This is a genomic window from Flavobacterium sp. UBA4197, from assembly GCF_002379575.1.
Lineage (GTDB): Bacteria > Bacteroidota > Bacteroidia > Flavobacteriales > Flavobacteriaceae > Flavobacterium > Flavobacterium inviolabile.
The window spans coordinates 145,253-168,960 of record NZ_DFUB01000009.1 but is presented as its reverse complement, the minus strand read 5'-3'; the positions used below and the strand labels follow the sequence as shown (position 1 = coordinate 168,960).

The window sequence follows — 23,708 nt, the reverse complement described above, 5'->3', positions numbered from 1 at the left end:
AATTAATCCTTAATATTATCAAACTCCGGGCGATGTTTACGGGCTCTGGACCACATTAAATAAATAGCCGGAATAACAAATAATGTCAACACCAATGAGAATATCGTACCTCCAACGATAACGATTCCCATACCCATTCTACTTTGTGAAGCAGCTCCAAGCGACATCGCAATTGGCAGTGCACCCAAAGCAATCGCCAAACTCGTCATCAGGATCGGTCTCAAACGCGATTCGGCAGCTTCCACTATTGCTTCATATTTATCTTTTCCTTCTTCCCTCAGCTGGTTGGCAAATTCCACGATTAAGATACCGTTCTTCGTTACCAGACCAATTAACATAATGGTCCCAATCTGGCTAAAGATGTTCCAGGTCTGACCAAACAACCAAAGCGACAATAAGGCTCCGGCAACCGCCATTGGAACGGTCAGGATAATGATAAAAGGATCTATAAAACTTTCAAACTGTGCCGCTAAGATCAGGAAGATCAGGAGCAGGGCCAAACCAAAAGCAAAGGAAGTATTCGAGCTACTTTCCACAAAGTCGCGGGATTCTCCTCCCAGATCGGTTGTAAAACTATCGTCCAGTACTTTCGCACGCACTCGCTCCATGGCTTCAATACCCTCACCCAGACTTTTTCCCGGTGCCAGACCAGCCGAAACGGTAGCCGACATATAACGGTTGTTGTGGTACAATTGCGGCGGACTGCTTTGCTCTTCAATCGTTACCAGGTTGTCCAGCTGAATCAACTGTCCGTCTTTATTACGCACAAACATTGATGTTAAATTCATCGGAGCACTTCTGTCTTTTTTATCAAACTGTCCCATTACCTGGTACTGTTTTCCGTTCATCATAAAGTATCCGAAACGCTGGCCGCTCAAAGACAACTGTAAAGTCTGTGCCACATCAATTACCGAAACACCCAGGCTTTGGGCTTTTTCCCGGTCAATGCTCACATAAATTTCGGGTTTATTGAATTTCAGATTCACATCGGTAATGGAGAAGGTAGGATCTTTCGATATTTCATCCATAAATTCCGGAATCTTTTCCTGCAATTTTTTAAAGTTCGGCGCCTGAATGATGTATTGAATCGGCAATCCGCCTCTTCTGTTTACCGCAATAGTAGGCGATTCCGAAACAGCAACTTTTGCTTCCGAATATTGTTTTGTCCATTTTGACAAATCATCTGCGATTTGCTTCTGGGTTTTCTTTCTTTCATTAGGCTCTACCAGTGATAATCTCGCCACACCACTGTTCACCGATGACGAACCAAATCCCGGAGAGGTGATAATCAAACTCACTTTCTTTTCCGGTACCGAATCGTTGATCAACTCCGTTAATTCCGTCATAAAACGGTCCATATAATCGTAGGTTGCCCCTTCCGGAGCCGTTACCCTAAGACTCAGAAAGCTTCTGTCGTCATAAGGTGCCGTTTCTTTCTGAATGATGGTAAAGAACAAAGCAATTAAACCGATACAGCCTATCAGGATCGGGAAACTCAGCCATTTTCTTTTTAAGAAACCTACTAATGAATTGGCATAGCCTTTATTCAGTTTTTCAAAATAGGGTTCGGTAAGGTTGTAAAACTTCGATTTTTTCTGTTCGCCGCCTTTCATCAGGTAGGCATTCAGCATAGGGGTTAACGTCAGGGACACAAAGGCCGAGATCAATACGGCAGCCCCGATAACCACTCCAAATTCCCGGAACAGTCGTCCTACGAATCCTTCCAGGAAAATCACCGGTAAGAATACCGCAGCCAGTGTAACTGAGATTGAAATTACGGCAAAGAAAATCTCATTCGATCCTTTTACGGCAGCTTCAATAGGGCTCATTCCCTCTTCAACTTTCTTAAAAATATTTTCCGTTACCACAATCCCGTCATCGACCACTAATCCCGTTGCCAGTACAATTGCCAGCAAGGTCAGTACATTTACCGAGAATCCGAAGATATACATGATAAAGAAGGTCGCAATTAACGAAACCGGAATATCAATTAACGGACGGAAGGCAATGGCCCAGTCTCTAAAGAAAAGGTAAATGATCAATACTACCAGGATAACCGAGATTAACAGGGTTTCTGCTACTTCCAATACTGCTTTTTTCACGAAAACCGTATTGTCAATGGCAATATTCAGTTTAAAGTCTTTCGGAAGGTCTTTTTTTAACTGGTCGTACTGCACATAAAATTTTTCGGCTATATCCAGATAGTTGGTTCCCGGTTGCGGGATAATAGCCATACCAACCATTGGCTGACCGGAGTCGCTTAATTTTGTTTCCAGGTTTTCCGCTTCCAGGGATGCTTTTCCAACATCGCTTAAACGGACAATTTTATCACCAGCTGCACGGACAATAATATTGTTGAATTCTTCTTCTGTCGATAAGTTTCCAATTGTTTTTACCGTTAGCTCTGTATTTTCACCTGTCAGTTTACCCGATGGCAATTCGACATTCTGCTTGTTCAGTGCATCCCGCACGTCCGAAACAGTACAGCCGTATGAAGCCAGTTTTACCGGATCGATCCAAAGCCGCATTGCATATTTGCGCTGTCCCCAGATCTGTACGCTACTTACTCCGGGAATGGTTTGCAAACGCTGTGCGATAACATTATCAGCATAGTCGCTTAATTCCAGTACGTTTTTGTTGTCACTCTGCACCGTCATCGTGATGATGGGCTCCGAATCGGCATCTGCTTTCGAAACTACCGGCGGCGCATCAATATCCTGCGGCAGGCTTCTTACAGCCTGGGCAACTTTATCACGCACGTCATTCGCCGCTTCTTCCAGGTTTTTATCCAGGTTAAACTCAATGGTAATATTACTGCTTCCCTGGTTACTTGAGGAAGTTATATTCCGAATACCGTCAATCGAGTTGATTGCTTTTTCAAGCGGTTCGGTGATCTGCGATTCGATAATATCGGCATTCGCGCCGGCATAGCTTGTTCGTACCGAAATCTGCGCCGGGTCAATAGACGGGAATTCGCGGACTCCCAGATAGGTATAGCCAATTACTCCGAAAAGTATCAACATTAAGTTGATTACTATCGTCAGAACCGGTCTTTTGATACTTATAGTAGATAAACTCATTTTGATGTTGTATGCATTACTTTAAGGCCTGCGGACAGGTCTTAAATATTATTTTAGGGTCACTTTTACCGGAGCATCATTTTTCAGGGTCATCACTCCGCTTGTCAGGACAGTATCTCCTGCTTTCAAACCAGAAGTAACCAGAATATTCTTATCGGTTCTGGCCCCTGTTGTCACAACAATTTCTTTTGCTTTTCCGTTTTCGGAAATAAATATTTTCTTACCGTTCTGAATTGGAATCAACGCTTCTGTAGGTACCAGAAGGGCATCGTTGATGTTTTCCAATGGCAACGCTACGTTTGCATACGTTCCCGGCAACAGTTTTCCGTCCGGATTTTCTGCAACCGCTCTCATCTGAAGGGTACGGGTAGTCACATCCACTTCCGGCTCGACCGCGTAAACTTTTGCTTTAAACTGTTCTTTGGAACCGGCTACCGTAAAGCTAAGGGTAGCATTTACTTTCATTTGTGTGGCATATTTTTCCGGAATCGAAAAAGTGATCTTCACCTGGTTCATGTTTACCAGTTTTGCCACTACTGTAGTGGGCGTCACATAGGTTCCTTTTGAAATGGAACGCAATCCTATTTTCCCTGAAAACGGAGCCTTAACGCTCGTTTTGGCAAGCTGTGCCTGAATAAGCTGGGTTTGTGCCTGAGCCGAACGGAAATCGGCGCTGGCAATATCGTATTCTTCCTGGCTAATCGCCTCTTTTTGTAGTAGTAATTTTGCTCTTCTTTCGTTTTCCGAAGCAAGAGCCTGTTTGGTTTTTGCCTGTGAAAGCTGCGCTCTTAATTCAAGGTCGTTAATCTTAAAAAGCATCTGTCCCTGAGTAACGTGTGTACCTTCATTAAAGTTAATGCTTTCCACTATTCCGGAAACTTCACTTCTGATTTCAACCTGTTCATTGGCTTCAATGGAACCGGAAAGGGATAAATTATCGGAGAAAACCTGAGGTTTCAGGACTATTCCGGCAACCATAGCGGCTTTTTTACCATCGCCTTTTCCTTTTCCTTCACTATTTTTTTCTTTGTTGGCAGATATACGATATGCTATCAATCCTCCTAAAGCTACTATCAGAACGAGATATACAATATTCTTAACTTTCATAGTTATTTTTTATAATGTAGTGTTATAGTAAGTTTTTGCTATACGAAACAAAGCTAATTTTTAAAAACTGTATTTCTTCAATCATTAAATTTTATTTAACAATATTTTTAGAAATTTAAATTTATCACAATCAAGCTGCAACATTTACCGGCAAATTTGTTGTTTTTTCAAGCAATCAGTAATGCTCCTTAAAATTGATCATCCTTTTTACATTACTGTATAATTCCGGGAAATACTGCTTAAACGTTTCGGGGGTTTCAAAAAAATATTCCAGGATTACAGCCAGAAATTCAAATTCGTTGGTAAAGGCATAATTCCGGAAATAACCGGATGCCAGCAGTCTGTTCCGGTTGGGTTCGTGTTTCACTTCTTCTATGATTTTCGCGCACATATCGGCAAAAATAACAGCACTGATGTCGTTGCTTCTCAATCCCTGAAAATGCAGGGCATGTGTAAATTCGTGAAGTCCGAGGTTCAGGTTATCGTTTTCGTACAGGTATCCTTCTACAAAGTCTTCCCATGAAAACACGATTGCTTTTACGGCCGGATTGAATTCGCCTTTGTGATATTCGCCTTTAGACGTCGAATAATACCGTGTTGGGAAAATAATAATTTTATCAAAAAAGCGGTACAGGTACTGCCGCATTCCGAAAGTGAGCATTGTGGAAGTCGCTGCAATGAGCACTTTCATCTCTTCGTTTACCACGAGTCCTTCTTTCCCGATAAACCGGTATTTTGCTATAAAAACAGCAACGCGATGTTCAAAATAGCTTTTTTGCTTTTCGGGTAATCTCTGGTAAAAAGAAAATTTCGTTTGAAGGATAAACAACCGCTCATAGTTTAACCGCCTTGGAAAAGGGTAAAAATGAACATAAAACGGTTTCTTGAAGATATAAGCATAAAGGGGTTCTGTAAAGCGGACAAGGACCATCAGGAGGATCATCAGGAAAAAAAAGACCAGAATCATCTTTCCTTCCGGGGTGTCATTCTTATGATCTTGAACAAGCAAAAGAAAGAGTACACCCATTTATACCAGCTAAAAATTACTAAAAACACCCGTTTCAGGACTGTTTCCCATTGTACTTTCAGGAAAACAGCAGGAGCAATTAACGTGTAATTAATTACAAAACAATAAAGATCAAGTATTTAAACTTTAATTGTGACCACGGAGGGGTTCGAACCCCCAACCCTCAGAGCCGAAATCTGATATTCTATCCAATTGAACTACGCGGTCATTTCATTTCAGGTTGCAAAGTAAACAATCTGAATTGAATTTTTATACTATTATGCCAAAAGCTTTTTAACAATTGTTGAAATAGTTTTCCCGTCAGCTTTTCCAGCCAACTCTTTTGATACCATTCCCATTACCTGACCCATGCTTCCCATTCCTGAAAAACCACCGTCGGCAATAATTTTAGACACTACTGCTTCTACTTCTGCTTCCGATAATTGTGCCGGTAAAAACTTTTCAATTACCGCCACCTGAGCCAATTCCGGCTCTGCCAGGTCTGCACGACCCTGCTCTGAAAATATCGCAGCACTGTCTTTTCGCTGCTTAACCAGTTTCTGCAATAATTTTATTTCATCTTCTGCCGAGATATCTTCTTTAGCACCTGAAGAAGTCTGCGCCAGTAATATTTCTGATTTAATCGCTCGTAAAGCTTCTAAAGCAACAGTATCTTTTGCTTTCATGGCGTTTTTCATTTCGTCCATGATTTGTGTTTGTAAGCTCATCTTTTTTGAATATTAATTGTTTTTGTTCTCCGGATGATCCGGAAAAGCCTCTTAAACAGCCTAAAAACTCTTTAAGCATCCTCAGCATCGGACAGCATTTGCCCCCGATTTGAATTGGCTTTGCGAAGATAAAAAAAATAACCCAAAATCAAATTTGATTTCGGGTTAAAGGTTTCTCAAAATTAGGTTAGTTAATCTACGTTGTCGTGCAGGAAGGAATTATTGGAACGCAACTGTAAGTCATCGTTACTATCCATCCCTAAAGACATCCGTGATTTGCTGTTATCTACAGGTGCCGAATTTAAATCAACGCCCATTCTTTTATAAGCCGGTTCTTTTTCCAATTCATTAACACGTGAAGCACTGTTATTGAATTTATAATTGAACTCTTTCATTTTTCTTTTACGCTCTTCAGCCCGCATGCGAAGTGTTTCTTCAATCGTCATTTCCACAGGAGAAATTTCATCAAAAGAGGTATTCGGCGCTACCGGCTCCACTTTTTTCATCGTGAAGTTCAGTTCTTCCGCGATGGGCTCTTCTTTGATTTCAGCAACCGGTTTGGACGTGATCAGTTCATTCTCTTTCTCCATATAGTCTTCCAAAGAGTATTTTACTACTCCCGACTTATTCACTTCGGTAACCGGAACAACCTGTACCGGCTGATTCACTTTGATTTCTTTTGTTTCGTTGCTCAGCTCATACGATACTCTTTCCTGGTGAAAAGCAGCGGTGTTACTGATAGGCAAATCAAAAGAGAACGTGATCTGCTCTTCTGTTTTCGGCACCACAAACTGCGGTTCAAAAACTTCAATTTCACGCACATCTCTCATTACCGGAGCAGCTGCTACTGGAGCTTCTTCTTTTACCGGAGAAACGATTTCAAAAAACACATCTAAATTATTGATAAAGTCTGCCGTTGGCAATTCTTCTTCAATAACCGCTGCTATCGGTTCTTTTTTTTCAAAAACCTCTGTTGTTTCTTCTTCTAAAGAGAAAACGATTTTTTCTTCTACCGGCAATTGCGACGTTGCTTCCGCAAGTATTGCCTGAGCATTTTCTCTTTCAATTGGTGATGAAAAATCAAATGACGGTAAAAACGGTTTGCTTGTTAAATCCTGAACCATTTTTTGCTCACCTTCTAAAGTGTGGATGATCTTTTTAGGTTCTGTATTCACGATATCCGCCTGTTGCTCTACATTAAATCCGGTAGCAATAATAGTCACTGCAATTGCATCACCTAAGGATTCGTCTTCACCAACCCCCATAATGATATTCGCATTGTGACCGGCTTCCATCTGGATGTGGTCATTGATTTCTCCGATCTCGTCAATCGTAATCTCGTTTGTTCCGGATACAATCAGCAACAATACATTTTTAGCGCCTGTAATTTTATTGTCATTCAATAAAGGCGAGTCCAAAGCATCCACGATAGCGTCTTTAGCGCGGGTTTCACCGCTCGCCATTGCCGATCCCATTATAGCTGTTCCGCTGTTTGACAATACTGTCTTCGCGTCTTTTAAGTCAATATTCTGCGTATAGTGATGTGTAATAACTTCTGCAATTCCTCTTGAAGCGGTTGCCAATACTTCATCCGCTTTCGAGAATCCTGCTTTAAAGCCAAGGTTTCCGTATACTTCTCTTAATTTATTGTTGTTGATAACGATTAAAGAGTCAACTTGTTTTCTAAGTCTTTCCACTCCTAACAACGCCTGCTCCTGACGTACTTTCCCTTCAAACTGAAAAGGAATCGTCACGATACCAACTGTCAGGATATCTCTTTCTTTGGATAACTGGGCAATAACCGGTGCAGCACCTGTTCCTGTTCCACCACCCATTCCGGCTGTAATGAATACCATTTTAGTATTCGTATCCAGCATTTTCTCAATTTCCTCTATACTTTCTAAAGCCGATTGCTGTCCTACTTCCGGATTTGCCCCGGCTCCAAGACCTTCTGTCAAACTAACGCCAAGTTGAATTTTATTAGGCACCGAACTGCTTTGCAAAGCTTGTGAATCTGTATTACAAACCACGAAGTCCACTCCTTTAATCCCTTGTTTAAACATGTGATTGATGGCATTACTACCACCTCCACCTACACCAATAACTTTAATTACATTTGATTGATTTTTTGGTAAATCAAATGAAATGCTTCCAAATTCTGAGTTGCTATTCATATCGTATCGGTTTTATTCTGCGTTATCTAAAAATTCTTTAATCTTATCTATATACTTGTCAAAAAAGCCTCTTTTTATTTTGTCCTTCGTTGATTCGGCATCAACATCTTTGGCGTTATAAACCGGCTTAACTGGCTCCTGTTCCTGTACTATTTCTTCTTCTTCAATTTCCGGCTCTCGTATTACCGGCTGTCTTACTTCAACCTTTGGCGTTTCCACTCTTATTTCTGCCAGTGGTGTTGCGCTTCTGGTATTGTTTCGGATACTGTTCATTACCAATCCCACTGCTGTTGCATATAACGGACTGGAGATCTCTTCATCCGAATTTCCGGCCAAATGCTCATTCGGGTATCCGATCCGGGTATCCATTCCGGTGATGTATTCGACCAATTGTTTGATATGATTCAATTGGGCTCCGCCTCCGGTCAATACTATTCCTGCAATCAGTTTTTTTCTTGGGTCTTCATGACCGTACGCTTTGATTTCGGCAAAAACCTGTTCTACAATTTCCACTACTCTCGCATGGATAATTTTGGACAGATTTTTTAGTGAAATTTCTTTCGGCTCTCTTCCTCTTAATCCCGGGATAGACACAATTTCGTTGTCTTTATTTTCTCCCGGCCAGGCAGAGCCAAATTTTATTTTCAGCAATTCGGCTTGTTTTTCAATAATCGAACAGCCTTCTTTAATATCGTCTGTAATCACATTTCCTCCAAAAGGAATGACAGCAGTATGCCTGATAATGCCGTCTTTAAAAATAGCCAGATCAGTTGTTCCGCCTCCAATATCGATTAGCGCAACACCTGCTTCTTTTTCTTCCTGACTTAAAACCGCATCGGCAGAAGCCAGCGGCTCCAGAGTTAACCCGGATAAATCCAGTCCGGAACTCTTGATACATCTGCCCACATTTCTAATGGAAGAAGCCTGCCCTACCACAACGTGAAAACTTGCTTCCAGTCTTCCTCCGTACATCCCGATAGGTTCTTTAATTTCCGACTGTCCGTCGATTTTAAATTCCTGCGGTAATACATGGATAATTTCTTCACCCGGCAACATCGCCAATTTGTGTACCTGATTGATCAGTAAATCAATATCGGCATCACCAATTACTTCTTCCGGATTATTTCTGCTGATATAATCACTGTGCTGAATACTGCGGATATGTTGTCCTGCAATACCTACCACCACATCATTAATTTTATATCCTGAATCTGCTTCAGCTTCAATAATTGCCTGCTGAATAGACTGAATCGTTTGTGTAATATTATTCACAACTCCACGAGCCACACCAAGGCTTTTGGATTTTCCTACTCCTAAAATCTCTAATTTTCCGTACTCATTTTTCTTGCCAATCATTGCAACAATCTTGGTTGTTCCAATGTCTAAACCTACTGCAATACTCTCTTTTTCCATATTCTAATTTTTGGTGCACACTACTTGTTGTGTAAACTTCAGATTTATTGTTTTATAATTTCCAATCAGGGTATCCTTTATCGCGTGTTGAAAAAAGGCTTTATAGTTATCAAACTTCTTGTCAACATTGATTGTTCTTCCGAAAAGAATCTGATAATTATAATTTCTGTTCGTCATGATAAGGCCACCGGTTGGTGAAATTTCTATCCCGATGATGTTTTTTTTCAGAAATTCATCGTCATGTATTTTTCTGAAAACATCGGTCAGCTGTTTCTTGTTTTCAGTGGTTATTTCACCTGAAATCAAAGGAACTCTTGCTGTAAAATTATCCGACAAAGGCATTTGATTACCCTCATAGTCAATATAATAAGAACTTCCTTCACTATCTACTCTCGCAATAGGGGTCTTTTGTGTTACGACAGCCTTTAGAGTCCCGTCAATAGTAGCAAACACCTCTGCTTTTGCAATCATTTCATTACTATCGAGAATATGCTCCAATCTATTCAAATCTAGCTTATCTTTCCTTATGCCCGTAACCTTGTTAAAATTTTGTATTAACAAGTTATCAACCGTTTCCGGCGTTATGAAAAGATTATTATCTCCTAAAAACCGGACTTCCGATTTAACCAAATGGCGGCTTTCATTCCGTTTCGATGAAAAGGAATACAGGAAAATCACTACCCCGATCATGAGTACCAATCTTACATCTGTCCATTTAATTTTTTTCATCGTTTTTATCCTTTTTAATCTATTTTTTTAGCGGTTTTCAATGCTGTTTTTATCTCCGGAACCATCTCTCCCACATCACCGGCTCCTATTGTTACCATCACCGGAGCATCCGATTCCTGCATTAATGCAAGCAATGCTTCTTTTGATACTAATTTCTTATTCGGATTCTCGATTTTATCCAGCAGCCATTGCGAGGTAATCCCTTCCATTGGCAGTTCTCTTGCCGGATAAATATCCATTAAAAAGATCTCATCAAACTGTGACAGGCTCTTAGCAAAATCATCTGCAAAATCGCGGGTTCTGCTAAAAAGATGCGGCTGAAACACGGCAAGCACTTTCTGTCCGGGATACAACTCCCTTACTGCCTGGTGCACGGCATTTATTTCTGTCGGATGGTGTGCATAATCATCGATATACACAAATTCCGGTTTTCTGATCTGAAACGAGAAGCGTCTTCTCACTCCTTTGAATGTTAAAAAAGCTTTGGCAATGTCAGCCGTTGGGGTACCGTATGTTTTTGCCATCGCCAAAGCCAGCAATGCATTAGTCAAATTATGTTTCCCTGGTAAACCAAATTTCAAATCTTTAATTTCTTCGGTTGGCGTGCTTACATCAAACACATACCATCCGTCAATAATTCTGATATTTTTCGCTACAAACAGGGAATCATCATTTACACCAACCGTGATGGCTTCCAATGGTAATCCGTTTGTGACAAACAAATGCTTTTTATCTTCTACTTTATTCGCAAATTCAATAAACGAGGCTTCAATGGAAGCTTTATCGCCATAAATATCCAAATGATCGGCGTCCATTGAGGTCACACAGGCAATATTGGGATGCAGGTGTAAAAAAGAACGGTCAAATTCATCGGCTTCCACCACCGTTACCGTTTTTCCGCTGCCAATTAAATTGGAGTTATAATTTTCTACAATTCCGCCCAGGAATGCCGTCACATCCACACCGCTTTCGTATAAAACGTGGCCTAAAATACTGGATGTTGTTGTTTTTCCGTGCGTTCCGGCAACTGCAAAACAAAAGGTATCTTTGGTAATGATGCCTAAAACTTCTGCCCGTTTTTTCACCACAAATCCGTTATCCAGAAAGTAGTTCCACTCGGCATGCTGTTTGGGCACTGCCGGCGTGATAACCACCAATGTATTTTCTTTATTTAAAAATGCTTCCCCAATTTGCGCTACATTGTCTTCAAAATGGATCGCAATACCGCTTTCCTGTAATTCCCCGGTTAGATGCGTCGGCGTTTTGTCATAACCCGCTACATTTTTACCAATGTATTTGAAATAACGCGCTAAGGCACTCATTCCGATGCCTCCGATTCCGATGAAATAGACGTTATGTATCTGGTTTAAGTTCATTTTATATTGTTTGCCCGGCCGTTACCCGCCCCGGCTTATTTTATCAATTTTACAATTTCATCCGCGATTTGCTTCGTCGCATCCGGCAAGGCCAGTTGTTTGATATTTTCACTCAACTGGTTTCGCATTCCTTCGTTGTCCAACAGGTTTTTAAAAACCGTTTCAAACTGTTCCTCCAATTCGGATTCTTTCAATAGTAAAGCTCCGTTTTTATCCACAATGGCTTTGGCATTCTTGGTCTGATGGTCTTCGGCTACATTGGGCGACGGAATAAAAACAACCGGTTTCCCAACGATACACAATTCCGATACCGATGAGGCTCCCGAACGGGAAATCACGATATCTGCCGCAGCATATACCAGATCCATACGGTCAATAAAGGCCACTACCTGTACATTCTCTTTTTCGGAAAAATGCTTGTATTCTTCAAAATACAGTTTCCCGCATTGCCAGATTATCTGGATGTTTTGCGCTAAAAGCCATTCCAGCTCTTTTGCAATTAACTGGTTGATTCTCAAGGCGCCTAAGCTTCCACCTAAAACCAGCAGTGTTTTTTTATGAGCATCCAGCGCAAAGTGCGCAATCGCTTCTTCTTTTTTGGAGGCCACCGAAATCAGATCCTGACGCACCGGATTACCGGTTAGCTTCATTTTATCTTTCGGAAAAAAGGCTTCCAGGTTTTCATAGGCCACACAAATGGCATTTGCTTTTTTACCCAGCAGCTTGTTTGTAATTCCCGGATAGGAATTCTGCTCCTGAATAACGGTTGGAATCCCCATACCGGAAGCCACTTTCAAAACGGCTCCGCTGGCAAATCCACCGGTCCCGATGACAACATCGGGTTTGAATTGTTTCAGAATCCCATAGGATTTTGCCAGGCTTGAGATCAGCTTGAATGGAAACATGGCATTCTGCAAGGTCAGTTTTCGCTGAATTCCGGCAATCCAAAGTCCTTTTATCGGGTAACCGGCCTGCGGCACCTTTTGCATTTCCATTTTATCCTGAGCACCAACAAAAAGGATTTCTGCTTTTGGAAAGCGAACTTTTAATTCGTTGGCAATAGCAATAGCCGGATAGATATGTCCTCCGGTTCCGCCGCCACTAATTATGAATTTAGGGTTCTCTTTCATTTTATTATTTTTTATTCAGAACAGCATTCATCGGATTATCTCCTACATCTTCAATCGAATAGTCTTCCACTGCTGCCGGTTCTTTATTTTCTTCTTCTAATTGTCTGTCAATAATGCGTTGTAATGCTTCTTCTCTTTGTTTCTTTTCTTCTTCTTCCAGCGCAATTTCTTCTTCTTTTTTGGTCACACTAAGAATAATCCCGATCGCGATACAGGTCATCCAGATGGAACTACCCCCGCTACTGATCAGCGGCAGCGTTTGTCCTGTTGTTGGCAACAGCTCGACCGCAACACCCATATTTACCAATGCCTGAAAGACAATTGGAAATCCTAAGCCAACGATAAGCAGTTTTCCAAACAGTGTAGGCGCTTTGTGTGCCGTAATCAGGAATCTGAAAAACAGCATCAGGTATAAAAACAAGATCGCCAATCCGCCTAACAAACCGTATTCTTCCACGATAATCGCGAAGATAAAATCGGAAGAAGATTGCGGTAAAAAGTTTTTCTGAACACTTTTACCGGGACCAACACCGTAAATTTTACCCGAAGCAATTGCAATTTTGGCTTTTTCTATCTGGTAATCGTCTTCATTCGGCTCGTCCGAGCTAAAGCGTTCGATACGGCTCATCCAGGTATCCACACGATTGGGCATGGCATCCGGGAAGGCTTTTGCAACCAGCACGAACATGATTAAGCCTGCTAATCCTGCTCCTATAATAACCCCTAAATATTTCATTGGGTATTTCCCGACAAAAACCAGCATGCAAACCATTGAAAATATCAAGGCCGCTGTGGAAAAATTGGCCGGCAAAATTAAGATTATTACTGAGAAAACAGGCAACCAAAGCTCAAAAAGTGACGACTGAAATGTATATTCTTTTTCTTCAATTTTTGAAAGGTACCGCGCTACATAAATCATCAGTACAATCAGCGCTAATGCAGAGGTTTGAAAACTCACCCCGATAAACGGAACCTGGATCCAGCGGCTGGCATTTGCACCCCCGATTGTCGTTCCCTGCACCATTGTATAGCCCAGCAGCAGTACCACTATGGGCAAGGCTACTTTTGAGATGGCTTTAAAATAGTGATAGGGTGTTTTATGTACAAAATAGATCAGGCAAAATCCAATGAAAATATGAACCAAATGTTTCATCAGATAGCCAATAGTAGAGCCTTTACCTACAACGTAAACAAGATTCGTACTGGCACTGAAAACGGGCATAAAAGAAAACAAAGCCAATAAGGACACGAATGCCCAGATCCCTTTATCGCCTCTTAAATTGGTTAATAATGCTTTCATTTTTTATGTTTAAACGATGGCAGCCCATCTGTTTTTTATTTTAAATTCCTTACAGACTTTGAACGGCATTTTTAAATTGCTTTCCTCTGTCTTCATAGCTTTCAAACAGGTCAAAACTGGCACAAGCCGGAGAAAGTAAAACCGTATCTCCTTTTTCGGCCATTTTTTGTGCTATTTTAACAGCTTCGGTCATGCTTGTTGTTTCTACCATCACATCCACCACATTACTGAATGCTTCAATAATTTTGGAATTGTCAACACCCAAACAAACAATTGCCTTAACTTTTTCACGAACCAGCGGCATTAATTCCGCATAGTCGTTTCCTTTATCAACACCACCTACAATCCAAACCGTTGGTGTATTCATGCTGTCTAAAGCAAAAAATGTAGCGTTTACATTTGTTGCTTTGGAATCGTTGATGTATTGTACATTCTGAATTTTCAACACTTTTTCCAAACGGTGCTCCACTCCCTGAAAATCGGATAAACTTTCTCTGATCGTTGCCTTTCTGATACGCATTAATTGCGCTACTGTTGTTGCTGCCATTGCGTTTTTTACGTTATGTTTTCCTTCAAGTGATAGTTCGTTTATAGGCATGATAAATGTTTGGTTGTTAATGTTCGTGTTAATAGTATTGTCTTTTATAAAGGCGCCTTCTTCCAGTATTTTTGTCAGTGAAAAAGGGACTTTTTTTGCTCTTATCTCATTTTTGGAAAGCCAGTCCGTTATTGCTTCATCATCGGCATCATAAATAAGATAATCGTCTTCTGTCTGGTTTTTGGTTATTCTGAATTTCGCTTCGATATACAGGTTGTAATCATAATTATACCGGTCTAAATGATCCGGACTTATATTGGTGATCACGGCTATATGCGGTCTGTAATTCACGATTCCGTCCAGCTGAAAACTACTTAACTCCAGTACGTAGGCTTCAAATTTGTTTTCGGCGATCTGCCAGGCATAACTTTTTCCGATGTTTCCCGCCAGACCTACATTCAAACCGCCTTGTTTCAGCAGATGATGGGTGAGCATCGTGGTCGTGGTCTTACCGTTGCTTCCGGTAATGCCCACCGTTACGACATCGGTAAACTGATTGGCAAATTCTATTTCCGAAATAATCGGAATATTTCTTTTCATTATTTCTTTTACGATGGGCGATTTATCCGGAATACCGGGACTTTTCATTACCACATCTGCATTTAAGATCAAATCTTCCGTGTGCATCTGCTCTTCCCAGGGAATCTGATTCAGAATCAGTACTTCTTTATAATTGTTCCTGATTTTTCCGAAATCGGATAAGAATACCTCATATCCTTTTTTCTTTCCTAAGATCGCAGTTCCAACACCGCTTTCTCCTCCTCCTAATACTACCAGCCTCATACCTATCTTAATTTTAATGAAACCAATGAGAAAATAGCCAACAAGATTGCGACAATCCAGAAACGGGTTACGATTTTACTTTCGTGATAGCCCTTTTTCTGATAGTGATGGTGCAACGGCGACATGAGGAATATTCTTCTTCCTTCGCCAAATCTCTTTTTTGTATATTTAAAGTAAGCTACCTGTAGCATTACTGATAAATTTTCTGCTAAGAATATACCGCACAATACCGGAATCAACAGTTCTTTACGAACGGCAATTGCCAATACTGCGATAATCCCTCCAATGGTCAGACTTCCGGTATCTCCCATAAACACGGTTGCAGGATAGGTATTGTACCACAAAAACCCGATCAGTGCTCCAACAAACGCGGAGATATAGACCGTCATTTCTCCCGAATTGGGGATATACATAATGTTCAGGTAATTGGAGAAAATGATGTTACCGGAAACGAATGCAAAAATACCGAGCGTGAGCACCGATATCGCGGAGGTTCCGGCGGCCAAACCATCGATTCCATCGGTCAGGTTTGCCCCGTTTGATACTGCTGTAATGATAAAGATCACTACCGGGATAAAAATCAACCAGGCATAGCTTTCATAGTTATCACCGGTCCATGCTAATAATTCGGCATAATCAAATTCGTTATTTTTAAAGAACGGGATCGTTGTAGCCGTCGATTTTTCTTCTGCCAAAGCCGGCGCTATAGTTGCCGTAGTGCTTCCTACATTGAAAATATTTTTAGTAGCCGTATCGGTTCTAACGGTAACTGCCGGGTGGAAATACAATACAGAACCTACAATGATTCCCAATCCAACCTGTCCGATAACTTTAAATTTCCCTTTTAATCCTTCTTTGTCTTTTTTGAATATTTTGATATAATCATCCACAAAACCGATGGTTCCCATCCATAAAGTGGTTACGATTAACAACATCACATAAATATTATCCAGTTTTGCCAGCAATAATACCGGAATCAACGTAGCCATGATAATGATCAGACCACCCATTGTTGGTGTTCCTGCTTTTTCTTTTTGTCCTTCTAATCCCAGTTCACGAACGGTTTCCCCGATTTGTTGTTTTCTTAAAAAGTTGATGATTCTTTTTCCGAAAATAGTCGAGATCATCAGTGAAAGAATTATAGCCAACCCTGAACGGAATGTGATATACTGGAAAACTCCAGTTCCTGGAATATCTAAGGTTTTATCTAAATATTGAAAGAAATAATACAGCATATCTTATTATTTATTGAGTTGTTCTAATAATTCTTTTACAATTTTCATATCATCAAAATCATGACGTACGCCCTGGATTTCCTGATATGTTTCGTGTCCTTTTCCGGCAATCAAAATGATGTCATTTGGCTGCGCTAACTGACAGGCGGTTTTTATGGCCTGTTTTCTATCGACGATGGAAAGTGTTTTTTTGAAGTTTTGCGGCTCCACTCCTTTTTCCATGGCTTCAATAATGGCTTCCGGTTTTTCGCTTCTTGGATTATCGGAAGTAAAAATGGCTTTATCACTCATGGTTGAAGCGATATTGGCCATGATTGGTCTTTTTGTTGTATCCCTGTCGCCGCCACATCCCACAACCGTAATGAGCTGTTCGTTTTTGGTGCGGATATCGGCTATCGTTTTTAATACATTGTCCAAAGCATCCGGCGTATGGGCATAATCCACAATAGCCGTGATATTGGTTTCGGAAACAATAAACTGGAAACGTCCTGAAACGCTTTCCAATTCACTCAGCAGGCGCAATACTTCCTGATTTTCCAATCCTAATTCTACCGCTACGCCATAAATCGCCAACAGGTTATAGGCATTGAAAGAGCCGATCAATCGTACCCACACTTCCTGTTCGTTGATTTTTAACAGCAATCCGGATAATTGGTTTTCCAATATCTGTGCTCTGTAATTGGCATACGATTTTAAAGCATAGGTCAGTTTCTTTGCTTTAGTGTTTTGCAGCATTACCGTGCCGTTTTTGTCATCGCTGTTCACTAAGGCAAAGGCGGTTTTGGGCAGGTTGTCAAAAAACGATTTTTTCACATCGCGGTATTCCGCAAACGTTGGGTGATAGTCCAGGTGATCGTGTGACAGGTTCGTAAAAACACCGCCAACAAAATGCAGTCCTTCCGTTCTTTTCTGGTGAATTCCGTGTGAACTCACTTCCATAAAACAATAATCACAGCCTTCATTTACCATTTCATTCAAATAATGATTGATGGTCAGGGAATCCGGTGTTGTATGGGTTGCTTTGTATTCTTTAGTATCTACCAGGATTTTAACTGTGGATAATAATCCTACTTTAAAACCTGCTTTTTTAAACAATTGGTATAGCAGGGAAGCAATGGTTGTTTTACCGTTTGTTCCTGTTACGCCAACGAGTTTCAGGTTTTCTGAAGGATTGCCATAAAAATTAGCGCTCATAAAAGCTAAGGCTAAACTGGTATCCTGAACCTGAACATAGGTTATGCCTTCGGCAACCGTTTCCGGAAAATGCTCGCAGATCACTGCTTTAGCACCAAGACTTAAGGCTTTTTCAATATAATCATGACCGTCAGAAAGCGTTCCTTTTATCGCAACAAAAACATCACCGGATTCGATTTTTCTGGAATCAAATTCGATTTTATGCACAGCGATATCGGTTGTACCTTTTACAGCTTCGATGGCTACTTTGTATAATATGTCTTTTAAAGCGATCACGATAATTCTAATGTTATAATTTGATTTTTAGTAAATGCCTGTCCGGGCAAAATGGACTGTTGTTTTACTTTTCCTATTCCTTTTACTCTCACTTTCATTCCAAAATTTTCCAACAGCGCAACGGCATCCATTCCCGCCATTCCTTTTACATTCGGAACGATGGTTTGTTTGTTCTGAACTTTATCATAATATGCCGCATAACTCTGCTCCTGGTTTAGTATTTTACGGTTCAGTTTTTTCACTTCATTGGTCGAAGGCACATCGGTAAATATCTTTTGGGCAATTCGTTTAAAAACCGGGCCGGCTACATCCGCACCATAATACAAGCCTTTGGAAGTATTTGGTTTGTGTACCACCACGATACAGGAGTATTTCGGATTGTCTGCCGGAAAATATCCTGCAAACGAAGAGGCATAATACATTTTTCCGTCGCCTTTGTGATAATCTACCTGGGCAGTTCCGGTTTTTCCTGCCATCGAAAAGTCTTTGGAATACAGTTTCGAACCGGTTCCTCTTTTAACCACATTGGCCAAAACAGCCTGTACTTTTCTCAAGGCATCATCGGAGCATATTTTCGGGTTTAAAACCTGTGTATCAAATTTTTTAATGGTTTTATTCCATTCTTTTATTTCTCTTACAAATTGTGGTTTTACCATGACACCGTTATTGGCAACGGCATTATACAGGGTTAAGGTTTGCAATGGTGTGATCGAAACCCCATAACCAAAAGCCATCCACGGCAAGGCAACACCCGACCATCCTTTTTCTCCCGGCTGCGGAATAAACGGTCTTCCTTCTCCTTTAAACGGCAGGCCTAACGGTCTGTCCAGTCCCAGATTATTCAGCCTGTTTACAAACTGTCTCGGGTTGTCTTTATAGTTATCATATACTGCCTGTACCATCACGGTATTCGACGAAACTTCAAATCCTCTTGCCAGTGATATTTTTCCGTATCCGCCTTTTTTAGAATCGCGGACATGACGGTTATAATAGGTTATATCACCACCTTTTGAATCAAACACTTTACTGGTATCAATTTTTCTATCGTCCAGTAAGGCAATTAAGTCAACCAGCTTAAAGGTCGAACCCGGTTCATGCGATTCGGCAACGGCATAATTGATGGTTTCATAATAGCCGCCATCGCTGGTGCGTCCCAAATTGGAAATTGCTTTTATTTCGCCGGTAGTCGTTTCCATTACCACTACACAACCGTGATCGGCTTCATAAAGCTCCAGTTGTTTCAGCAGTGCGTGGTGGGCAATATCCTGGATGTACACATCTATCGTTGAGATAATGTCGTAACCGTCTCTTGGCTCCACTTCGTTGTTATCACTAATCGGTTTCCATTGATTTTTGGCAATTTTCTGCATCAATCGCTGTCCGTCTTTTCCGTTCAGATACGCTCCGAAAGCGCCTTCGATCCCTACTCTGGTCTCTTGTCCGCCTTCACTCTGACGTTCGTATCCGATTGTTCGTTCTGCAATTTTCCCGATAGGATGCTCACGAACGGTTTTTTGTTCGGTGATCATCCCGCCTTTGTAAGCTCCCAGATTGAAAAGCGGAAAACTTTTCATTCTCATGTATTGCGTATAGCTCAGCTTACGGGCAAGCAGGTAGTAGCGGTTTTTATTGGCTCTTGCTCTTCTCAGCTCCGTCTGGAAATAACCTGATGATTTCCCCAGCAGTTCGGAAAGCGAATCGGCAAGCGGTTTTACATTTTTTTCAAAGTCTTCTTTTTTAGAAGCTACAGCATCAAAACGAACGGTATAATTCGGGATGGAGGTAGCCAGCAAGCTTCCGTCTGCAGAATATACATTTCCTTTATTAGCCGGGATTACAAAGTTTCTTACCGTACGTTCTTTCGCCAGTTTGCGGTAATATTCTCCTTCCACCCATTGAATATTGGTGAGTTTTATAGCAACGAAAATAGCCATCACGAAAATCGCGAAGGCTACAATGTAAATTCTGTAAGAGATATTTTTATCTTCTACTGCCATATTTTTTTCAGAATATTCTTTTCTTCTTCTTTAACCTTTATCTTCTTTGGCGGAACCGACGAGGGAAAAATTTCCTTTTCTTCCATTTTTGCCGATATCGTAGATTCCATTTTCAGCTCCATCAGCTCCGATCTCCTGTCTACAAATTCCGACCGCAGCTCTTTCACTTCACTGGTAAGCTCTGTGATCTGGAATGTTTTCTGTTCGTACCGGTGTGAATTTGCAATCATTATCATCGCCAGTAAAATCAGGAAAACAATAAACCGCCAGTTTTTTAAAGCATCGTCACTGATCAGGAACTTTGCTTTTAACAGACTATATACCCCTTCTTTCATCATTGCCATGGCTACTTCTTTATATTATCGTTTTTCTGCGATGCGCAACTTCGCGCTTCTGGCTCTGTTATTAATTGCGATTTCCGTATCCGTTGGAACAATCAGTTTTCCTATTAGTTTAAAAGGCACTTCAAAACGTCCGAAAAAATCACGTTCCGGCTCTCCTTCAAACATGCCGTTTTTCATAAAACGTTTTACCAGCCTGTCTTCCAAAGAGTGGTATGAAATCACACTCAAACGTCCTTCCGGGTTCAGAATCTCCAATGACTGCTCTAAAAATTCTTTCAGCACATCCATTTCCTGGTTTACCTCAATCCGGATTGCCTGGTAAATCTGTGCCAGTATCTTATTACTTTTATGAGCCGGCAAAAAACGGCTCAACACCTGTTTAAGCTGCTCGGTATTTTTTATCGGTTTTTCTTTTCTTGCTGTAACGATAGTATTCGCCAGTGCTCCTGCATTTTTAAGTTCTCCATAATCAAAGAATACTCTTCTCAGGTCTGCTTCATCATATTCGTTTACCACATTATAGGCACTCACCGATCCTTTTTGATCCATTCGCATATCCAGCTCTGCATCAAAACGGGTCGAAAATCCTCTTTCTGCCACATCAAACTGGTGTGAAGAAACACCAAGATCTCCCAGAATCCCGTCCACCTGTTTTACATTGTGAAAGCGCAGAAATCTTTTAATGAACCGGAAATTTTCATTTATTAAGGTAAAACGTGCGTCATCGATTGCATTTGCCAGCGCATCCTGATCCTGATCGAAAGCAAACAGCTTTCCGCCAGGCCCCAAACGGCTCATGATCTCTCTCGAATGCCCGCCGCCGCCAAACGTTACATCCACATAAATACCGTCCGGTTTTATATTCAAACCATCAACTGTTTCTTTTAATAATACCGGATTATGATATTCCATTGTCGTCGTCATTTAAATTACCCATTACTTCCTCTGCTAAATCTGCAAAATCCATATCATCTCCTGAAATTGATTTTTCATACAAATCCTTGTCCCAAATCTCAATGATATTTACCTTTGAGGTCAAAACCAAATCTTTCGAAATCCCAGCATATTCAATCAAATCTTTTGTAATCAATAATCTCCCGGCATCATCAATTTCCACCATTTTCACACCAGCCATAAACTTTCGGATAAAGTCGTTATTCTTTTTCACAAAGCGGTTTAGCTTGTTGATTTTCACCATCATTAAATCCCATTCCGATTTTGGCCACAACTCGACACACTGATCAAAAACAGAGCGTTTTAGAACAAATCCAGCCTCTAAAGAAGGCAATTGCTTCTTTAAAGGCGCAGGCACCATAAGCCTTCCTTTTGAATCTATTTTACACTCATATGTCCCGATAATGTTTGTCAAGATCCGGCGATTTTGATTTGATTTATAGCAAAAGTACAGATTTTTTTACCACTTTTTACCACAAACACCCACTTTGTTGATAAGTTTTTCCACTCAAAAGTCAAAATGTAGGAAAACTATCTAATCTTCTCATTTCGAACAATTAGCAATATTTCACTGTTTTCAATCAAACACAATAATATCCTCAAAAAAAGAGGCTTTTCGCAATTTATTTTCAATAAATACCAAAAAAATAAAAAGCCGTCCCGGCACGATTATTTTCACTTTAAAACAACTGATAATTAGCACTTTATAACCGAAATAGGAATTTACTTAAAATTAAACGGAAAGTATTTTCGATTTTACATTTCAAAACTTCGTATTTATGGAGAAAGTCCTATCTTTGTGAGAATTTGAAACCGTATCATAATACATGGAGCACACGTTAAAAAAAGAAGGCAAATACTCTTATTTTGAAGCAGGAGAAGGAACGCCTATCATTATTTTACACGGACTTATGGGAGGATTGAGCAATTTCGACGGAGTTGCAAATTTTTTCCCGCAATACGGGTACAAAGTTGTAATCCCTGAATTGCCGCTTTACACCAACAACATTTTAAAAACCAATGTAAAGGCTTTTTCAAAGTTTGTAAAAGACTTTATCACGTATAAAGGTTACGACAAGGTAATACTGCTTGGAAATTCTCTTGGCGGTCATATTGCCCTGTACCACACTAAAATGTATCCGGAAAAAATGGCCGGTCTGGTCATTACCGGAAGTTCCGGTCTTTATGAAAGCGCCATGGGTGAAAGTTACCCGAAAAGAGGCGACTACGAATATATCCGAAAAAAAGCAGAAGACGTTTTCTTTGATCCTAAAGTAGCTACTAAAGAAATTGTTGACGATGTTTATGCCACGGTAAACGACCGCATGAAACTGTTAAAAACGTTAGCTATTGCCAAAAGTGCCATTCGTCACAACATGGCAAAGGATTTACCAAAAATGATAACACCAACCTGTATTATCTGGGGAAAAAACGATAAAGTTACACCGCCGGATGTTGCAGAAGAGTTCAACAAGCTTTTGCCCAATTCCGATCTTTACTGGATAAACGAATGCGGACACGCCGCCATGATGGAGCATCCCGATGAGTTTAACCGCCTGATGCTGGAATGGCTGAAAAAAGCAAATTTATAACTTATATATTCGGTACTTTTGTAAAAAAACAGTACCGAATTCTATTTTTACAAACACTGAAATCCCGGATACAATGAAAATCAATACCGCCGAATTTATAATCAGTAATTCCGAGGTGAGCAAATGCCCTAAAGATCCTTTACCGGAATATGCCTTCATCGGCCGTTCCAATGTGGGCAAATCTTCCCTGATTAACATGCTGACCAATCACAAGAATTTAGCAAAAACATCGGGAAGACCTGGAAAAACGCAATTAATCAATCACTTTAAAATTAACAGCAATTGGTTTTTAGTGGATTTACCGGGTTATGGTTATGCACGTGTATCCAAGAAAACCAAAGAAATTTTCCAGAAGTTCATTACCGATTATTTCGAAAAAAGAGAACAGCTGGTTTGTGCTTTTGTATTGATCGATATCCGGCTGGAAGCGCAAAAAATCGACCTGGAATTCATCAATTACTTAGGTGAAATTGAAGTGCCGTTCTGTATTATTTTTACAAAGGCCGACAAAATAAGCAAAGGAAAAGTAGAGCAGAATATTGCCGCTTACCGAAAGCAGTTATTAGCCAACAACTGGGAAGAAATGCCGCAGCATTTTGTAACGTCCTCCCTGGAAGCGACCGGAAGAGAGCAGCTGCTAGCTTTTATTGACGAAGTGAACGACGGTATTTTCAAGAATAACAATCTATAAA

At 40.6% G+C, this 23,708-nt stretch carries 20 protein-coding genes and 1 tRNA gene; 3 read left to right on the top strand and 18 right to left on the bottom strand.

The features are described from left to right. Nucleotides 1–2: 2 nt before the first annotated feature. From B3394_RS05525 to B3394_RS05515, 3 genes are all read right to left on the bottom strand, one after another. Complete coding sequence (locus tag B3394_RS05525; RefSeq protein ID WP_177730010.1) at nucleotides 3–3,080, bottom strand: efflux RND transporter permease subunit; 3,078 nt, start codon at nucleotides 3,078–3,080, stop codon at nucleotides 3–5. A 48-nt stretch (nucleotides 3,081–3,128) separates the two neighbouring features. Then, complete coding sequence (locus tag B3394_RS05520) at nucleotides 3,129–4,187, bottom strand: efflux RND transporter periplasmic adaptor subunit (RefSeq protein WP_286913910.1); 1,059 nt, start codon at nucleotides 4,185–4,187, stop codon at nucleotides 3,129–3,131. A gap of 175 nt (nucleotides 4,188–4,362) precedes the next feature. After that, entirely contained in the window at nucleotides 4,363–5,016 is a 654-nt protein-coding gene (locus B3394_RS05515) for a zinc-dependent peptidase (protein WP_286913905.1), read from the bottom strand. Between the two features lie 36 nt (nucleotides 5,017–5,052). Here B3394_RS05515 and B3394_RS05510 point away from each other — a divergent pair, with 36 nt between their 5' ends. Then, complete coding sequence (locus B3394_RS05510) at nucleotides 5,053–5,304, top strand: hypothetical protein (RefSeq protein WP_286913904.1); 252 nt, start codon at nucleotides 5,053–5,055, stop codon at nucleotides 5,302–5,304. Nucleotides 5,305–5,347: 43 nt separating this feature from the next. On the opposite strand, the gene B3394_RS05505 is transcribed toward B3394_RS05510, so the two are convergent. From B3394_RS05505 to mraZ, 15 genes are all read right to left on the bottom strand, one after another. After that, nucleotides 5,348–5,421: transfer RNA gene (locus B3394_RS05505), tRNA-Arg, on the bottom strand. A gap of 50 nt (nucleotides 5,422–5,471) precedes the next feature. Continuing rightward, a complete protein-coding gene (locus tag B3394_RS05500; protein ID WP_177730012.1) occupies nucleotides 5,472–5,921 on the bottom strand; it encodes a GatB/YqeY domain-containing protein in 450 nt (149 codons plus the stop codon). Nucleotides 5,922–6,112: 191 nt separating this feature from the next. After that, nucleotides 6,113–8,095: a cell division protein FtsZ gene (ftsZ, locus tag B3394_RS05495; RefSeq protein WP_177730013.1), complete on the bottom strand. Its 1,983-nt coding sequence runs from the start codon at nucleotides 8,093–8,095 to the stop codon at nucleotides 6,113–6,115. Between the two features lie 12 nt (nucleotides 8,096–8,107). Continuing rightward, nucleotides 8,108–9,508 carry a cell division protein FtsA gene (gene ftsA / locus B3394_RS05490; RefSeq protein ID WP_177730014.1) on the bottom strand — a complete coding sequence of 467 codons (1,401 nt, stop codon included), beginning with the start codon at nucleotides 9,506–9,508 and terminating at the stop codon, nucleotides 8,108–8,110. A 3-nt stretch (nucleotides 9,509–9,511) separates the two neighbouring features. Then, nucleotides 9,512–10,237 (bottom strand): cell division protein FtsQ/DivIB, encoded by a 726-nt coding sequence (locus tag B3394_RS05485; RefSeq protein WP_286913895.1) that lies wholly within the window; start codon nucleotides 10,235–10,237, stop codon nucleotides 9,512–9,514. Nucleotides 10,238–10,251: 14 nt separating this feature from the next. Next, complete coding sequence (gene murC, locus B3394_RS05480) at nucleotides 10,252–11,613, bottom strand: UDP-N-acetylmuramate--L-alanine ligase (RefSeq protein ID WP_177730016.1); 1,362 nt, start codon at nucleotides 11,611–11,613, stop codon at nucleotides 10,252–10,254. A gap of 35 nt (nucleotides 11,614–11,648) precedes the next feature. Further along, the gene (murG, locus tag B3394_RS05475; protein ID WP_286913894.1) at nucleotides 11,649–12,743 is read right to left on the bottom strand and encodes an undecaprenyldiphospho-muramoylpentapeptide beta-N-acetylglucosaminyltransferase; all 1,095 of its coding nucleotides are present in this window, start codon (nucleotides 12,741–12,743) and stop codon (nucleotides 11,649–11,651) included. Nucleotides 12,744–12,747: 4 nt separating this feature from the next. Beyond that, nucleotides 12,748–14,043: an FtsW/RodA/SpoVE family cell cycle protein gene (locus tag B3394_RS05470; RefSeq protein WP_273245109.1), complete on the bottom strand. Its 1,296-nt coding sequence runs from the start codon at nucleotides 14,041–14,043 to the stop codon at nucleotides 12,748–12,750. A gap of 49 nt (nucleotides 14,044–14,092) precedes the next feature. Further along, nucleotides 14,093–15,424, bottom strand: a complete 1,332-nt coding sequence (murD, locus tag B3394_RS05465; RefSeq protein WP_286913892.1) for a UDP-N-acetylmuramoyl-L-alanine--D-glutamate ligase — start codon at nucleotides 15,422–15,424, stop codon at nucleotides 14,093–14,095. Between the two features lie 2 nt (nucleotides 15,425–15,426). Further along, a complete protein-coding gene (gene mraY, locus B3394_RS05460) occupies nucleotides 15,427–16,659 on the bottom strand; it encodes a phospho-N-acetylmuramoyl-pentapeptide-transferase (protein ID WP_273245108.1) in 1,233 nt (410 codons plus the stop codon). 6 nt (nucleotides 16,660–16,665) lie between these two features. Next, a complete protein-coding gene (locus tag B3394_RS05455) occupies nucleotides 16,666–18,129 on the bottom strand; it encodes a UDP-N-acetylmuramoyl-L-alanyl-D-glutamate--2,6-diaminopimelate ligase (protein ID WP_286913883.1) in 1,464 nt (487 codons plus the stop codon). Continuing rightward, nucleotides 18,126–20,126: a penicillin-binding protein gene (locus tag B3394_RS05450; protein ID WP_177730022.1), complete on the bottom strand. Its 2,001-nt coding sequence runs from the start codon at nucleotides 20,124–20,126 to the stop codon at nucleotides 18,126–18,128. Before B3394_RS05450 ends, B3394_RS05455 begins: the two co-directional genes overlap by 4 nt. Further along, complete coding sequence (locus B3394_RS05445; protein WP_177736106.1) at nucleotides 20,117–20,461, bottom strand: FtsL-like putative cell division protein; 345 nt, start codon at nucleotides 20,459–20,461, stop codon at nucleotides 20,117–20,119. Before B3394_RS05445 ends, B3394_RS05450 begins: the two co-directional genes overlap by 10 nt. A 24-nt stretch (nucleotides 20,462–20,485) precedes the next feature. Continuing rightward, the gene (gene rsmH / locus B3394_RS05440; protein ID WP_177730023.1) at nucleotides 20,486–21,394 is read right to left on the bottom strand and encodes a 16S rRNA (cytosine(1402)-N(4))-methyltransferase RsmH; all 909 of its coding nucleotides are present in this window, start codon (nucleotides 21,392–21,394) and stop codon (nucleotides 20,486–20,488) included. Then, the gene (gene mraZ / locus B3394_RS05435) at nucleotides 21,369–21,839 is read right to left on the bottom strand and encodes a division/cell wall cluster transcriptional repressor MraZ (RefSeq protein WP_177730024.1); all 471 of its coding nucleotides are present in this window, start codon (nucleotides 21,837–21,839) and stop codon (nucleotides 21,369–21,371) included. The genes rsmH and mraZ overlap by 26 nt, the downstream gene beginning before the upstream one ends. A 412-nt stretch (nucleotides 21,840–22,251) precedes the next feature. Here mraZ and B3394_RS05430 point away from each other — a divergent pair, with 412 nt between their 5' ends. Continuing rightward, the gene (locus B3394_RS05430; RefSeq protein WP_286913872.1) at nucleotides 22,252–23,016 is read left to right on the top strand and encodes an alpha/beta fold hydrolase; all 765 of its coding nucleotides are present in this window, start codon (nucleotides 22,252–22,254) and stop codon (nucleotides 23,014–23,016) included. 73 nt (nucleotides 23,017–23,089) lie between these two features. Then, nucleotides 23,090–23,707 carry a ribosome biogenesis GTP-binding protein YihA/YsxC gene (gene yihA / locus B3394_RS05425; RefSeq protein ID WP_177730026.1) on the top strand — a complete coding sequence of 206 codons (618 nt, stop codon included), beginning with the start codon at nucleotides 23,090–23,092 and terminating at the stop codon, nucleotides 23,705–23,707. The last annotated feature ends 1 nt before the right edge of the window (nucleotide 23,708 follow it).